The sequence below is a fragment of the Ruegeria sp. CG4 genome, from assembly GCF_056537185.1.
This window is the reverse complement of sequence record NZ_JBQFRB010000005.1, coordinates 208,386-223,216: the sequence shown is the minus strand read 5'-3', so window position 1 is coordinate 223,216 and position 14,831 is coordinate 208,386. Positions and strand designations below refer to the sequence as shown.

Here is a 14,831-nt window from a genome sequence, read left to right as displayed (position 1 = left end):
GCAGCGGACCGGCCATGGCGACCTTTCACGACAAGCACGGGCAGTGCCGCGCAGGGCAGTTCCAATGCGGCAGCACCTGCTGCAGCGGAGGACAGCGGTGCAGCTTTGACGGCCACTGCATCCGCGCAGGCGGAACCTATTGCGGCGGGGGCCGGTCTTGCGGGCCATTTGAACGCTGCGTGGCAGGCGGCACCCGCTGTGCGCCTGCAGGGGCAAACAAATGCACGTCGCGCCTGGATTGTCCAAGCAACAGTTTCTGCAACGGGCGCGGAGAATGCGAACGGATCACGCCTGAGTTCAACCCCGGGCTGCCAAGCGCCTGCGACGACGGAAATGTCTGCTCTGCGGGATCGTCCTGTCTGCCGGCTGGCGGTTGCTCCCGTCCGGGCTGGTTTTTGTGCGAAAAAACCGGATCGCAGTGCCGTCCCGGTTTCAAATGCTCCAGAAATCAAGGCTGTGTGCCGGTCCGGGCCATTGATTGCGGTTATGGCAAATGGTGCAAACCCGGCGAGCAGTGCCTGCCGAAAGGCGGGTGCGAGAAACTGCCCGAGAGCACTGATCCTTAGGTTGCCTTGCGCTGCGTGGCTTCTTATAAGCGGCCCGATTGTCAGACAGGAGCCCGCCCATGCGTTTCGCCCATCGTCACCTTCTTGGCATCGAGCATCTGTCGCAATCCGATATCACCGCCATTCTGGATCTGGCCGAGAAATACGTCGATATGAATCGCCAGTCGTCGAAACACTCAGATGTGCTGGCGGGGCTGACCCAGATCAACATGTTCTTCGAGAACTCGACCCGCACGCAGGCAAGCTTCGAGATTGCGGGCAAGCGGCTGGGCGCGGATGTGATGAACATGGCGATGCAGGCCAGTTCGATCAAAAAGGGCGAGACGCTGATTGATACAGCTATGACACTGAACGCGATGCATCCCGATCTGCTGGTGGTGCGGCACCCGCATTCCGGCGCGGTCGATCTGCTGGCGCAGAAGGTGAACTGCGCCGTGCTGAACGCGGGCGACGGGCGGCACGAGCACCCGACGCAGGCGCTGCTGGACGCGCTGACCATTCGGCGCGCCAAGGGCCGGCTACACCGTCTGAACATCGCCATTTGCGGAGACGTGGCCCATTCCCGTGTGGCCCGCTCGAATCTGATCCTGCTGGGCAAGATGGAGAACCGCATCCGCCTGATCGGCCCGCCGACGCTGGTGCCTGCGCAATTCGCCGAGTTCGGAGCCGAAATCTACGACGACATGAACGAGGGCCTGAAAGATGTCGACGTGGTCATGATGCTGCGCCTTCAGAAAGAGCGGATGGATGGCGGGTTTATCCCTTCGGAAAGGGAATACTACCATCGCTATGGTCTGGACGCCGCCAAGCTGGCGCTGGCAAAACCCGACGCGATCGTCATGCACCCCGGCCCGATGAACCGTGGCGTCGAGATCGACGGCACACTGGCCGATGACATCAACCGGTCCGTCATTCAGGAACAGGTCGAGATGGGCGTCGCAGTGCGGATGGCCGCGATGGAACTGCTGGCCCGCAACCTGAGCGAGGCCGCATGAGCGATCTGACTGTCGCCCCCCACGAACGCGGCGTGATCCGCCTGTTCACGCTGGACATGCGTTCCGAAGAGGCGAAGTTCCTGCGCGAACCGGGCGCTGCCGATCAGGTTCTGGGGGTTGACGGACTGAACCCGGACCAGATCGACGTTTTTCCGGTCTCGGACCTCGAAGACCTTGGGCTGTATGGTTATCTGAGCGAAGGCTGCGGCGTCTCTGCCGACCAACTGGACCGCGCCGCGTTGGACGCCATCGAAGGCTGGGTGATGGTCGTGCGCAGTGCCGCCTTTGACGACCGCCCGGTAACACTGACGCCGGACCCGAGGCTGCACCTGACCGGTCTTTATACCGAAGAGGCCACCAACTGGACCGGCGGACCGATCGAGACCGAAAGCGCGAAACCGTTCTCGGCGCCTCAGGCCGCCCCTGTTGATGACAAGCCACGCCGTATGGGGTCGGCCATACTTGCTCTGGTGATCTTGCTGGTAATCGGAGGTGTCCTGTGGCTGATCCTGTAAATTTCGCACCGGACAAAGGCGCCTATTTCCGCACCAACGCTTGGCTCGCTGCCGGGGCCATGGCGTGTGCGATGCTGGTTCTCTGGCTGATCGGCAACCCCTACGTCTGGACCGGCGCACCCGCGGGGCTTGCCGCCATCGGCATCCGCGCCTGGTATCTGGCCTCCGAAGAACTGGTTGCCACATGGCAGATGACGGATACCATCCTGACCGGCCCCGGCCCCCGCAATGTGCCACTGAACCAGATCGATGCGGTCAACATCCTAGGCAGCTTCGTCCAGATCGTCACCAAAAGCGGTGACAAACATCTGATCAAATACCAGGCAGACCCTGCCGCCACCAAAGCCGCAATCGAAAGGGCCATTTCATGAGCACCGTTCTCTTCTCAAACGCCCGCCTGATCGACCCCGAGGCCGGAACGGATGCAACCGGGTGGCTGCAGGTCGCCGAGGGCCGGATTGTGGCGCGCGGAGAGGGGCAGGCACCGGTTTGCGACTCCCAAATCATCGACTGCGGCAGCCACTGTCTGGCACCGGGTATCGTTGATATCGGCGTCAAGGTCTGCGAACCGGGTGAACGGCACAAGGAAAGCTACAAGTCGGCGGGCCTTGCCGCTGCTGCGGGAGGTGTGACCACCATGGTCACTCGGCCCGACACCAGCCCCGCCATCGACACGCCGGAAACGTTGGAATTCGTCACCCGCCGGGCACAGGCCGATACACCGGTTAACGTGCTGCCGATGGCCGCCCTGACCAAGGGCCGCGAGGGCCGCGAAATGACCGAGATCGGTTTCCTGCAAGACGCAGGAGCCGTTGCGTTCACCGATTGCGATCACGTTATCGCCAATACCAAAGTGTTCTCTCGCGCGTTGACCTACGCGAAATCCTGCGGCGCATTGGTCATCGCGCATCCGCAGGAACCAGGCTTGAGCGCCGGGGCCGCCGCGACCAGCGGCAAGTTCGCTGCCCTGCGCGGCCTGCCCGCCGTATCGCCAATGGCCGAGCGGATGGGGCTGGACCGCGACATCGCCCTGCTGGAAATGACCGGTGCAAAATACCACGCCGACCAGATCACCACCGCCCGCGCCCTACCCGCGCTGGAACGCGCCAAGCGCAATGGGCTGGACGTCACTGCGGGCACTTCGATCCATCATCTGACGCTGAACGAACTGGACGTGGCCGACTACCGTACCTTCTTCAAGGTCAAACCCCCGCTGCGGTCCGAAGACGACCGGCTGGCGGTGATCGAGGCGCTGCGCACCGGGTTGATCGACACGATCAGCTCGATGCACACGCCGCAGGACGAAGAAAGCAAGCGTCTGCCGTTTGAAGAAGCCGCCTCGGGCGCGGTGGCGCTGGAAACACTGCTGCCCGCCGCGCTGCGCCTTTATCATGCCGAGCAGCTGGACCTGCCGACGCTGTTTCGCGCCATGGCCCTGAACCCGGCGAAACGGTTGGGCCTGGAGTGCGGTCGCCTGTCCGAAGGCGCACCGGCCGATCTGGTGCTGTTCGATCCCGATGTCCCCTTTGTGCTGGACCGGTTCGCCCTGAAGTCCAAGTCGCAGAACACACCGTTTGACGGCCAGCGGATGCAGGGTAAGGTCACAGCGACTTTTGTCGCTGGCAAAGAAGTTTACCGGAGAACCTGATGCCCCTGATCGACAGCACCATGACCCAACTGATCCTGTGGGCCGTGATTGGTTACCTTATGGGGTCCGTTCCCTTCGGCATGATCATCGCCAGGGTCATGGGGCTGGGCAACTTGCGCAGTATCGGGTCCGGCAATATCGGCGCCACCAATGTTCTGCGCACCGGCAACAAGGCCGCCGCCGCGCTAACCCTGATTTTCGATGCGGCCAAAGGGGCGGTGGCTGTTCTGCTGGCACGTTCACTGGCCGGAGAAGACGCAGCCCAGATTGCCGCCCTGACCGCTTTTCTGGGTCATTGCTTTCCGGTCTGGCTGGGCTTCAAGGGCGGCAAGGGTGTTGCGACCTTTCTGGGCCTGTGGCTGGCGCTGGACTGGCGGGTCGGAGTTGCCTGCTGTCTGAGCTGGCTTGTGGCGGCAGCGATCTGGAGGATCTCCTCGGTTGGCGCGCTTGCAGCGGCGGCCCTGCTGACGGTTTGGGTCGTTGTTCTGACGGATGGCGCGACGTTCATTCTGGGGATCATCCTGACCCTGCTGGTCTACTGGCGGCACAGTGCCAACGTCGCGCGTATCAAGGCCGGGACCGAGCCGAAAATCGGCAAATCGTGACCCCGCCAGACGAATTTCTGAACGCGTTCTTTGCCCTGCCCATGGGCACTTTCACCGGGACAAGCCGCAACGGGCGTTATGTCGTGTGCCGCCAGACCGTGGCGAAAGGTAAGTCGCACAAGCTGGTGGCGCATCAGCTGGACGGCACAAATTACATCAGCCTGAACCTGTATCAAACAAAGAACAGCGGTGCGCTGCTCCGGCCCTGCGAGATGTCTGCAGCCAAGGTGATTGCGTTCACGATGGCGCTGGTGCCCGATCCGCAACCGGTCGGCTGAAACCTTCGTTCCCGCACATCACCTATTCATAACCGCACAATCACAATTGATTGCTTTGAACGTGAACAGCCCGCTTCCCAACTGGGGTGTTGTGACGGCCAATTACCGACCGCACAGGACAAAATCACGAGGGAAACCAAGGTGCAATTCCAACGCCATCTGGTGACCCGGTTCACGAAAGGTGAAGCAATGAACAAGATCAAATCCCTTATCGGCGGCGTCGCGCTGTCTGTTGCAATTGCAAGCTCGGCCATGGCGGCGGGTGTTGAACTGAACGCAAGTTCGACCGGCCTGGCCTTGCAGGGCTACGACCCGGTGGCCTATTTCACCGCAGGTGAAGCGACCAAAGGCGACTACCGCATCACCGCGCTGCACAACGAAGCGCTGTACCGCTTCTCCTCGGAAGAAAACAAAGCCGCATTCGAAGAGAACCCAGAGGCTTACCTGCCGGCATATGGCGGCTACTGCGCCTTCGGCACGGCCATGGGCTTCAAGTTCGACGGTGATCCGAACTACTGGAAAATCGTTGACAACAAGCTGTACCTGAACCTGTCGGCGGACATCCAGGAACGCTGGGAAGGTGACATCCCGGGCTTCAACGAAAAAGCGGACGCGAACTGGGAAACCATCGCTCATAAAACCCCTGCTGAACTGCAGCAGCAGTAATTTTCTGATCCATTCAGAACAAATGGCGGCGGAGATTTCCGCCGCCGTTTGCGTTCAGGGTTCAAGAACCGTGCTGCCGGTCGTCTGGCGCGCCTCCAGCGCCCGATGCGCATCGGCGACCTGTGACAGGGCAAAGCGCTGATCGATGTGCAGCCTGACTTCCCGGCCTTCGACCTTGCCGAACAGACGCCGGGCCATGGCCTGGCATACCGAATGATCCGCGATGTGGGTGAACAAGGTCGGGCGGGTGATCTTCAGCGAGCCTTTACGGCCGAGTATGCCGATATCCACCGGTGGCACCGGTCCGGACGCATTGCCGAACGAGATCATCATGCCCAATGGTTTCAGGCAATCCAGAGAACCTTCGAACGTATCCGCGCCGATTGAATCCATGACCGCGTCCACCCCCTTGCCGTGGGTGATCTCAGCCACGCGTTCGGCAAAATTTTCGGTCCGGTAATTGATGCATTCGGCGGCCCCGTTGAACCTGGCCAACTGGCATTTTTCATCCGTGCCCGCCGTGCCGATCAGGGTGATGCCCTCGGACTTGGCCCACTGGCACGCGATCAGTCCCACCCCGCCGGCAGCGGCGTGAAACAACACCGTGTCGCCGCGTTTCAGGGGCGTCGTCCGGTGAAACAGATATTCGACCGTCATCCCTTTCAGCATCATGGCAGCGGCGGCATCGAACGGAATGCTATCGGGCAGCGGGCAGACCTGCGCCGCCGGCATCACGCGCGCCTCGCAATAGGCACCCGGGGGAGCCGCTGCATAGGCGGCACGCTGACCGGGTTGTAGGTGGGTCACGCCCTCGCCGACGGCTTCAACCACCCCGGCGGCCTCCATGCCAAGGGCGTGTGGAAGTTGCAGCGGATAAAGGCCGGTCCGCTGATAGACATCGATGAAATTCAACCCACAGGCGTGATGCCGAATGCGAATCTCTCCCGGACCGGGATCGCCCACGGGCCTGTCTTCGATTCGCAGAACCTCGGGGCCGCCGGTTTCATGAATGACCACGGTACGTGCTGTTTGCTGCATGCTCACCTCCTTGCGCCTGCAACAAAGCTAACATGACTGAGGCACAGAGCAATTGACCTGTCTCAGAATTATGGCGGCGCAAAAGAAGATACTGTGCTATAGTGATTTCACACGTTGTCGGCTGATCCGGCCACGACCCCCTGCGCCGGACATGATCCGAGACGCAACCTCGTTAGGGGAGGGGATGAGTATGGCAAAAACAATCGGTAATCCAATCAGCTGGGCCGCCAGAAACATCAGTGCGTCCGGCGATCATATATCGGAAAGCGTATCGCGGATCGGAAGCGCCGACACCAAGCACCTGCCGGTGGTTCAAACGCTGACACTTCAGGACCTGCGTTCCTGCCTGAAAGCCGGATATCAGGACTTTCTGGAAACGCGCGCCGACGCGATCTTCGTGGTGCTGATCTACCCGATTGCCGGGCTTCTGATGGTCGGCTTCGGGCTGAACATGAACATGGTGCCACTGCTGGCGCCCCTGATCGCGGGCTTTGCCCTGATCGGCCCGGTCGCAGCCGTGGGTCTGTACGAAATCAGCCGCAAGCGCGAACAGGGCGAAGTGGTTCAATGGCTGGACGCGTTCGGTGTTTTCCGGTCGCCGTCCTTCGGTGCCATATTGGCGCTTGGCTTCTACCTAGTCATGTTGCTGCTGATCTGGCTGATGGCCGCACAAGCTATCTATGCACAGACGCTGGGGCCGGAACCGCCCGCCTCTCTGAGTGTGTTTGCAACGCAGGTGTTCACAACCGGCGCAGGCTGGACCATGATCGTTGTCGGAACCGCCGTCGGTTTCCTGTTTGCGCTTGTCGCCCTGGCGATCAGTGTTGTCAGCTTTCCGCTTCTCCTGGACAAGCAGGTCGGGCTGCCGGTGGCTGTGGTAACATCCTTCCGCGTGACGCGCCAAAACCCGGGTGTGGTGTTGACCTGGGGCTTCATCGTCGCGGCCCTGCTTATTTTGGGGGCCATCCCGATGCTGCTTGGCCTGATCGTGGTGATGCCCGTTCTGGGCCATTCGACCTGGCATCTGTATCGTCGGGCCATCGCCTGACGCGGTCGCGCGCGGGGCACCCCCGCGCGCTGTTCCCTTAGCCTGCGACGTTCAGAACGATCTTGCCGATATGGCCCGAGCTTTCCATGCGCGCATGCGCTGCCGCCGCTTCGGCCAAGGCAAACTCGCTGTCCATCACAGGTGAGATCTTTCCGGCATCCAGAAGCGGCCAGACCGCCTCGCGCAAGTCCTGCGCGATCTTTGCCTTGGCCAGATCGCTTTGCGGGCGCAGGGTGCTTCCGGTCAGGGTCAGGCGTTTCACCATCATCATGGCAAAGTTCAACTCGACCTTCGGACCCTGCAGGAACGCGATCTGCACCAGACGTCCATCCTCGGCCAACGCCTTGACGTTGCGCGGGATGTAATCGCCCCCCACCATATCGAGGATCAGATTCGCCCCGCCTTCGACCCGCATCGCCGCCACGAAATCTTCGTCCCGGTAGTTGATCGCCTTTTCTGCTCCTAGCCGGACACAGGCTTCGCATTTCTCGGCAGATCCGGCTGTTGCAAAGACCCGTGCGCCAAAGGCATTGGCCAACTGGATCGCCGTTGTGCCAATTCCGCTGGATCCGCCATGGACCAAAAACCGCTCACCGGCTTTCAGCCCGCCGCGCGTGAAGACGTTGGACCAGACGGTGAAGAAGGTTTCGGGCAGGCATGCGGCTTCTTTCATGCCCATACCATTTGGCACAGGCAGACAATGGGCGGCGGGCGTGGCGACATATTCGGCGTAACCACCGCCTGGCAGAAGCGCGCAGACCTGATCGCCGAGTGACAGCCCTTCAACCCCTGATCCGATGGAAACCACTTCGCCGGAAGCTTCCAGGCCCGGCAGATCACTGGCGCCCGGAGGGGGATCATATGCACCTGCGCGCTGCAGCGCGTCGGGGCGGTTCACCCCGGCATAGGCGACCTTCAGGATTACCTGACCATTGGCCGGTTTCGGAATCGGGCGTTCGGTCAATCGCAGAACATCCGGGCCGCCAGGTTCGGATATTTCAACGGCGCGCATCGTCTGGGTCATGGGCAAATCTCCTTTGCCCAATGCCTAGCAGGCAATTTCTGGAAGGCCCAGACGCTTACTTGCGCGGATTCAGCATCCCGGGCAGATCGGTCCGCATTTTCATCGGCGGCTTCACCTGCCCGGCCAGCCAGTTCGGAACCGCAAGGAACGGCTTGAACAGTGGATTGTCGTTCACCTGTGCCTTGAGCTTCTCGAACTGCATGACATTGTCGATGCGCCGGTCCAGAAACTCCCATGTCTTCTGATGCGCGGGGGACTCATCACCCAGCCAGAACAGCAGGGTCGAAGAATACACTCCCGACAGGGTGGCGCGCTTGGTGTACCAGTTCACATCATCGGAAGTGTCGCCAAGCGTATCCCAGATCAGGTCGCAGGTCTGCCACAGTGCCTTGGCCCCGTCTGCCGCATGAAGGGGCAGCGCAAAAAGGGTCATACCCTTGCGGACCAATTCCTTATCCTCGACGGCCTGCAACCGAAAGCGCACAGCGGCAGCGACCCGATCGCGGAATTTCAGATCACCCAGATCTTCGGATTTCAGACGTTCGACCATGACTGCATCGCCGCGTGCATGGAAAGCCAGCGCCAGATCGACCGCGCCACGCGGACAGATCGCACGTGCCAGACCTTCATCCATGTCACAGTCCGCAATAGCCGCGCGAAAGCCCACCTCGGACCAGCCGTCAAACGGAACGTGGGTCAGCATCGCGTCCAAAAGCTGTTGCTTTGCATCTTCATAAGTGGTGGTCATAGCGGTTCTCCGGTTCTCAGAGCCAGTACTAGACAAGATATAACGGCTTTGCTATACGGCCAACTCCTGCAATTTCCTTGCAACTCTATCTAGAAAGGTGGTGACAACCACATGCAGGTTAGTGTTCGCGACAATAACGTCGATCAGGCGCTTCGGGCCCTGAAGAAAAAGCTGCAGCGCGAAGGCGTGTTCCGTGAAATGAAGCTGAAGCAACATTTCGAGAAACCGTCCGAGAAAAAAGCGCGCGAGAAAGCTGAAGCGATCCGCCGTGCCCGTAAACTGGCACGTAAGAAAGCACAGCGCGAAGGTTTGCTCTAAGCACCTTGCTCGTCCAGCTTTGGATGACACTATTTGACGACCCCCGAGGCCCTGCCCGGGGGTTTGTCGTTTTCAGGGGGCATCGCCCGTTTGCCGGTTACATTCCGCCGACCCGTGGGACAGACCGCGCGACAAGCTGCCATTTTCCCATCAGCAGCATTTTGCCCGGCATTTTGCAGCGCAGCGAATCCTGCCCGGAAAGCGCTGCGTCGCCGTAAACCGCCGATCTTTCGACAGTCTCTATCGCTGTCGCGCCTTGCACCTCTAAGTGGCGTCGTCCGCAAGGACTCAACCATAAACGGAGGCAACAATGTCGACTGCAAACACGTTCGAACGCGAAATGCTGGCGCTGATCAATCAGGAGCGCACATCCCGCGGGCTGAACCAGCTGAAACTTGAAACCCAGTTGAACGACTCGTCGGAAAACCACAGCAGCTGGATGCTGAACACGGATACCTTCAGCCACACCGGATCGGGCGGATCGAGCGCGACTCAGCGGATGGAAAATGCCGGGTTCGACCTGGAAGGCAGCTGGCGCACCGGCGAAAACATCGCCTGGCAATCCGAACGGGGCGCCCCAGGCATCAGCGACGATGTTGCCCAGCTACATCAGGGTCTGATGAACAGCCCGGGCCACCGCGCCAATATCCTGAACCCTGAATTCGAGTATATCGGTATTGGCATTGAAACCGGGGACATGCAGGGTTTTGACGCGGTCATGGTCACCCAGAACTTTGCCGCAACCGATGCCGCTGTTCTGCCGGACACCGGAGAACCCTCGGCACCCGCCACGCCGGTCACACCGGTCGAGGAAACACCCGACCCGGAGGAAACGGATACCGAGACGACGGGCACGGATGTAACTGAACCCGAGGAGCCGGATGGCGAAACGACCGACACAGACGTGACGGAAACGGAAAATCCGGAGACCGAAACAACCGACACCGAAGATACCGAAACGGAAGATCCGGGGACCGAAACAACGGACACGGATGAAACCGAGACTGAGGAACCGGAGACCGAAACAACTGACGCGGATGATACCGAGACCGAAGAGCCGGAGACCGAAACAACTGACGCGGATGATACCGAGACCGAAGAGCCGGAGACCGAAACAACTGACGCGGATGATACCGAGACGGAAAATCCGGAAACCGAAACGCCCGATTTCGAAGTGACCGATTCAGGCGAACCGGAGTCCGATTGTTTTGACGTACAGGCCTTTCTGGATGAGATCGCTTCATTCCTGGAAAACCTGCAGGCCCAGTTCGATCAGTTCGATTGGGATGGCACCGAAACCGCAGGCGACGAAACCGGTGACATGGATGACTTCGATCTTGTGACGGGTGAAGACAGCGAACACATGGAAGACCCTGCTGATTCCGGCACGGTCGCCGAAGACGGCTGTGACTTCATGATGTTCAATATCTTCAACGTGGACTGCATGATGGACGCAGCCTGATCCGGCGTTCCGGTGCGAGGCTGGACAACCAGCCTCGCACAACGTCATCAATAGATCTTGGGAACGTAAAGCTCATCCGGCAGGATGCGCCGTTCGTATTCGGGATTATATCGGCGGTCGGGCAGATTGACCTTGTCCTGCGGCACGTCCTCGTAGGGGATTTTGGTCAGCAGGTGCTCGATACAGTTCAGACGTTCGCGCTTTTTGTCATTGCCTTCCACAATGTACCAAGGTGCCTCGGGGATATTGGTGCGGAAGAACATGTCCTCCTTGGCCTTGGTGTACGCCTCCCAGCGGATGCGGGATTCCAGATCCATGGGTGACAGTTTCCACTGTTTCATCGGGTCGTGAATTCGCATGAGGAATCGCAGTTGCTGTTCTTCATCGGTGATCGAGAACCAATATTTTAGAAGAATGATCCCCGACCGCACCAGCATCCGTTCAAATTCGGGAACGTCCTGAAAGAACTGCTCGACCTGGTTTTCATTGGCGAAGCCCATGACGCGTTCGACACCGGCCCGGTTGTACCACGAGCGGTCGAAGAACACGATTTCGCCCGCCGCAGGCAGATGCGGAACGTATCGCTGAAAATACCATTGGCTCTGCTCCCGGCGGCTGGGCGCGGGCAAGGCCACAACTCGGGCGACGCGCGGGTTCAGGCGTTGAGTGATGCGTTTGATCACCCCCCCTTTGCCGGCGCTGTCACGGCCTTCGAACAGAATGCAGACCTTGGCGCCGGTGTGAACCACCCAATCCTGCACCTTGATCAGCTCGGCCTGCAGGCGCAGCAGGTTCTGAAAATAAACCTTGCGGTCCAGCATGTCGGGATGCTGATCCTTGTAGATCTTGCGGACCTCCATCGAAAGCATTGGTTCGCTAAACTCGATTTCGAAATCTTCGTCCAGCGTGTCTTCCAGTTCCGCCTCAAGCCAATCTTTGGGGGTACTGTTGTTTTCGTAGGTCAAGGTCTGCTCCTTATCATTCGTCGGGTCTGGACCGTACCGGGCAAGTGTAACTGCCGGATGTCACCGAAAATGCGGTGACATCGCCAAATCCCCGGGCAAGTGGCGCTGACCTGACAGGTGCAGACCACGAAAACAGGGCCGTTGTGCGGTCTTTGTCCTGAATGTGGACCCATGGTGCCGGGGATACAAGCGTTAGAATTGACGCAATGCCAACAGGTTGAAACCAACAGGCCAGAGCGATATTGCCATTTCCCGCAATCAGGCGGCAACAATGCCGACATTGAACGCATGAGGCTTTTGTGGACCATTTTGTTTCTCTGTTGCCCATGATCTGGCCATGGACGGTCCTGATAACCGCTCAGGTAAGCACCTTGGCCGGGCACCTGCGGCTGGGTCTTGCGTTGCTTTTTCTATTCGGGGTCGCCGCGCTGATGACCGGGCTTCTGTCGCCGCTGGCAACCGGACTTGCCGTGTCAGGCTTGATCGGGGCCTGGTTTCTTCATCGACTACAGGGCCGGTGGGTTCTGGTCGGGCATCTGGCGTTGATTGTCTGGTGCATCGCACTTGGTGCTCATCTGCTGCCCGGGTTTCATAATTTTCTGGTCCTCGATCAGGTCCGCGCGGGTCCAGACAGCGCGCTGTTCTCATTGCACCTGAATCTAGACAAACCACTGGTGTTCTTCGCGGTCGTGCTTGCTTGTCCTACGATGTTGAGCCGAAAATCTCCGGTACGCTGGGTGCCTCTTGCACTTGGTGTCGTAACTTTGCCGCTGCTCTTTGCAACAGGACTACTGACTGGGGCCGTGCATCCGGAAGTCGGCCTGCCTGAATGGTGGCTGACCTTTGCCCTTTCTAACCTGTTCCTGACCTGCCTCGCGGAAGAGGCCTTCTTTCGTGGCTACCTGCAAACGGTCCTTGCGACCCGGTTCGGGTCTGCCGCAGGAATTGCGGTCGCAAGCCTTCTGTTTGGCGTGGCCCACGCGGGCGGTGGCGTCCCTCTGGTCCTGTTTGCATCGCTGCTTGGGCTGGGCTGTGGTCTGGGTTATTTCGCGACGGGACGAATTTGGGTTCCCGTTGTGATGCATTTCGCCTTCAACGCCCTGCATCTGGCCCTGTTCACCTATCCCGGCCCAGCCTGAAGATCACACGGGCAATGCGGTGGTCTTGAACACGGTCCGCAGCGCAAAGGAACTCTGCATCTGCGCCACGCCGGGCAAACGTGACAGGTATTGCCGGTGGATACGGGCAAAGTCCTCGGTGTTTTCCGCGACGACCTTCAGGATGTAATCCGCAGTACCCGCCATAAGATGGCATTCCAGAACATCCGGTATCCGCGATACTGCCTTCTCGAACGCATCCAGAACCTCTTCGGCTTGACCCTGTAACGTGATCTCGACAAACACGGTTGTCGGAACGTTCATCTTGCGCGCATCCAGCAGCGCCACGTAGTTGCGGATATAGCCTTCGACCTCCAGCCGTTGTACACGTCTGTGGCAGGCAGAGGGCGACAGATTCACCTGCTCTGAAAGCTCGGCATTGGACATTCTGCCATTGCGCTGCAGGGCGGCCAGAATCTTTCGATCAGTCGAATCTATGCTCATTCACGCAAATCCTTTGCAAGATTCTGACAGTATATCGAAGAATCCACCGAAACAAACTCAGTTTCCGGGCAAAGTTTCACAGAAATTGCGGCGGTGAGTGCCCATAATTTAGGCAGTTTATGGATGGAGAGCCCAAAATGAAAATCGGTTGCCCAAAGGAAATCAAACCTCAGGAATTCCGTGTCGGCATGACGCCCAACGCCGCACAGGAAGCTGTCGCGCGCGGCCATGAGGTCATCATCGAAACCGGAGCCGGCCTGGGATCCGGCTTTGACAATGACGCCTATACCGCTGCCGGTGCCAGCATCGTCGACACCGCGGCCGAGGTGTTCGCGACGGCGGACATGATCGTGAAAGTCAAGGAACCGCAGGCGGTCGAGCGCAAGATGCTGCGCGAAGGCCAGCTGCTGTTCACCTACCTTCACCTGGCCCCCGATCCGGATCAGACCCGCGACCTGCTGGACTCCGGCTGCACCGCCATTGCCTACGAAACCGTGACCGACGCCAATGGCGGCCTGCCGTTGCTGGCCCCGATGTCCGAAGTTGCTGGCCGTCTGGCCCCTCAGGTCGGCTCGTGGACGCTGCAAAAGGCCAATGGTGGCCGTGGAGTTCTGATGGGCGGTGTTCCCGGTGTTGGCCCGGCAAAGGTCGTCGTGATCGGCGGTGGTGTTGTTGGTACCCACGCTGCCAAGATCGCAGCCGGCATGGGCGCGGACGTCACCGTTCTGGACCGTTCGCTGCCACGTCTGCGGTATCTGGACGACGTCTATGGCGGCACGTTCAAGAACCAGTACTCGACCGCTGGCGCAACGGCCGAACTGATCCAGACTGCAGACATGGTGATCGGCGCCGTTCTGATCCCCGGTGCAGAAGCCCCCAAGCTGGTCTCGCGCGCGCAATTGTCCACAATGAAGCCGGGTGCGGTGCTGGTGGACGTGGCCATCGACCAGGGCGGCTGCTTTGAAACCTCGAAAGCCACCACCCATGCGGAACCGATCTACGAGGTCGATGGCATCATGCACTATTGCGTGGCCAACATGCCGGGCGCGGTTGCGCGCACCTCGACCATTGCATTGGGCAACGCGACCATGCCGTTCATGCTGGCACTTGCGGACAAGGGTTGGAAACAGGCATGTCAGGATGACCCGCACCTGCTGAACGGTCTGAACGTTCACGCCGGGCAGCTGACCTATTTCGCGGTCGGCAAAGCATTGGGCATCGATGTCGTATCTCCCAGCGTTATTGTTAAATCCTAAGCCCTCCCGCCGTTGAAAGCGCCCGCTGATGCGGGTGCTTTACAGCGGTAGGCATAGCGCCGCGCCTTCGGGCGCGGCGCTGTCGTCTCAAGCACCAG

Annotated in this window: 17 protein-coding genes; 12 read left to right on the top strand and 5 right to left on the bottom strand. The window is 59.9% G+C overall.

Features of this window, described 5'->3' with window-relative positions; translation table 11 throughout:
- Nucleotides 1-625 precede the first annotated feature (625 nt).
- The 7 genes from ACR0J2_RS15015 to ACR0J2_RS14985 all read left to right on the top strand — a co-directional run bounded on the left by ACR0J2_RS15015 (nt 626) and on the right by ACR0J2_RS14985 (nt 5,273).
- Nucleotides 626-1,561, top strand: coding sequence for an aspartate carbamoyltransferase catalytic subunit (locus tag ACR0J2_RS15015; protein ID WP_480813065.1), 936 nt, complete (start codon nt 626-628; stop codon nt 1,559-1,561).
- Entirely contained in the window at nt 1,558-2,076 is a 519-nt protein-coding gene (locus ACR0J2_RS15010; protein ID WP_480813064.1) for a hypothetical protein, read from the top strand. The genes ACR0J2_RS15015 and ACR0J2_RS15010 overlap by 4 nt, the downstream gene beginning before the upstream one ends.
- On the top strand, nt 2,061-2,447 hold the full coding sequence (locus ACR0J2_RS15005; RefSeq protein ID WP_480813063.1) for a hypothetical protein: 387 nt from the start codon (nt 2,061-2,063) through the stop codon (nt 2,445-2,447). Before ACR0J2_RS15010 ends, ACR0J2_RS15005 begins: the two co-directional genes overlap by 16 nt.
- Nucleotides 2,444-3,724 carry a dihydroorotase gene (gene pyrC / locus ACR0J2_RS15000; RefSeq protein ID WP_480491264.1) on the top strand — a complete coding sequence of 427 codons (1,281 nt, stop codon included), beginning with the start codon at nt 2,444-2,446 and terminating at the stop codon, nt 3,722-3,724. The genes ACR0J2_RS15005 and pyrC overlap by 4 nt, the downstream gene beginning before the upstream one ends.
- Nucleotides 3,724-4,329: a glycerol-3-phosphate 1-O-acyltransferase PlsY gene (plsY, locus tag ACR0J2_RS14995; protein WP_480491262.1), complete on the top strand. Its 606-nt coding sequence runs from the start codon at nt 3,724-3,726 to the stop codon at nt 4,327-4,329. The genes pyrC and plsY overlap by 1 nt, the downstream gene beginning before the upstream one ends.
- Before the next feature lie 41 nt (nt 4,330-4,370).
- The gene (locus tag ACR0J2_RS14990) at nt 4,371-4,607 is read left to right on the top strand and encodes a hypothetical protein (RefSeq protein WP_480813062.1); all 237 of its coding nucleotides are present in this window, start codon (nt 4,371-4,373) and stop codon (nt 4,605-4,607) included.
- A gap of 189 nt (nt 4,608-4,796) precedes the next feature.
- Entirely contained in the window at nt 4,797-5,273 is a 477-nt protein-coding gene (locus tag ACR0J2_RS14985) for a YHS domain-containing (seleno)protein (protein ID WP_170679775.1), read from the top strand.
- Nucleotides 5,274-5,327: 54 nt separating this feature from the next.
- On the opposite strand, the gene ACR0J2_RS14980 is transcribed toward ACR0J2_RS14985, so the two are convergent.
- Complete coding sequence (locus ACR0J2_RS14980; RefSeq protein WP_480813061.1) at nt 5,328-6,311, bottom strand: quinone oxidoreductase family protein; 984 nt, start codon at nt 6,309-6,311, stop codon at nt 5,328-5,330.
- 190 nt (nt 6,312-6,501) lie between these two features.
- On the opposite strand from ACR0J2_RS14980, the gene ACR0J2_RS14975 reads away from it, so the two are divergent.
- The gene (locus tag ACR0J2_RS14975; RefSeq protein WP_170614340.1) at nt 6,502-7,359 is read left to right on the top strand and encodes a DUF2189 domain-containing protein; all 858 of its coding nucleotides are present in this window, start codon (nt 6,502-6,504) and stop codon (nt 7,357-7,359) included.
- 37 nt (nt 7,360-7,396) lie between these two features.
- Here the strand turns inward: ACR0J2_RS14975 and ACR0J2_RS14970 are convergent, their stop codons facing one another.
- On the bottom strand, nt 7,397-8,383 hold the full coding sequence (locus ACR0J2_RS14970; protein ID WP_170619267.1) for an NAD(P)H-quinone oxidoreductase: 987 nt from the start codon (nt 8,381-8,383) through the stop codon (nt 7,397-7,399).
- Nucleotides 8,384-8,438: 55 nt separating this feature from the next.
- Nucleotides 8,439-9,131, bottom strand: coding sequence for a COQ9 family protein (locus tag ACR0J2_RS14965; protein ID WP_170815817.1), 693 nt, complete (start codon nt 9,129-9,131; stop codon nt 8,439-8,441).
- 111 nt (nt 9,132-9,242) lie between these two features.
- Between ACR0J2_RS14965 and rpsU the strand changes: the two genes are divergently transcribed.
- Both rpsU and ACR0J2_RS14955 read left to right on the top strand, forming a co-directional pair.
- Nucleotides 9,243-9,449, top strand: a complete 207-nt coding sequence (gene rpsU, locus ACR0J2_RS14960) for a 30S ribosomal protein S21 (RefSeq protein WP_005614280.1) — start codon at nt 9,243-9,245, stop codon at nt 9,447-9,449.
- Between the two features lie 310 nt (nt 9,450-9,759).
- Entirely contained in the window at nt 9,760-10,911 is a 1,152-nt protein-coding gene (locus ACR0J2_RS14955; RefSeq protein WP_480813060.1) for a CAP domain-containing protein, read from the top strand.
- A 47-nt stretch (nt 10,912-10,958) separates the two neighbouring features.
- On the opposite strand, the gene ppk2 is transcribed toward ACR0J2_RS14955, so the two are convergent.
- Nucleotides 10,959-11,876 (bottom strand): polyphosphate kinase 2, encoded by a 918-nt coding sequence (gene ppk2 / locus ACR0J2_RS14950; protein ID WP_170614336.1) that lies wholly within the window; start codon nt 11,874-11,876, stop codon nt 10,959-10,961.
- Nucleotides 11,877-12,175: 299 nt separating this feature from the next.
- Here ppk2 and ACR0J2_RS14945 point away from each other — a divergent pair, with 299 nt between their 5' ends.
- Nucleotides 12,176-13,015: a CPBP family intramembrane glutamic endopeptidase gene (locus tag ACR0J2_RS14945; protein WP_480813059.1), complete on the top strand. Its 840-nt coding sequence runs from the start codon at nt 12,176-12,178 to the stop codon at nt 13,013-13,015.
- Between the two features lie 3 nt (nt 13,016-13,018).
- On the opposite strand, the gene ACR0J2_RS14940 is transcribed toward ACR0J2_RS14945, so the two are convergent.
- Complete coding sequence (locus ACR0J2_RS14940; RefSeq protein ID WP_170614335.1) at nt 13,019-13,477, bottom strand: Lrp/AsnC family transcriptional regulator; 459 nt, start codon at nt 13,475-13,477, stop codon at nt 13,019-13,021.
- A 137-nt stretch (nt 13,478-13,614) separates the two neighbouring features.
- On the opposite strand from ACR0J2_RS14940, the gene ald reads away from it, so the two are divergent.
- A complete protein-coding gene (ald, locus tag ACR0J2_RS14935) occupies nt 13,615-14,733 on the top strand; it encodes an alanine dehydrogenase (protein WP_480813058.1) in 1,119 nt (372 codons plus the stop codon).
- The last annotated feature ends 98 nt before the right edge of the window (nt 14,734-14,831 follow it).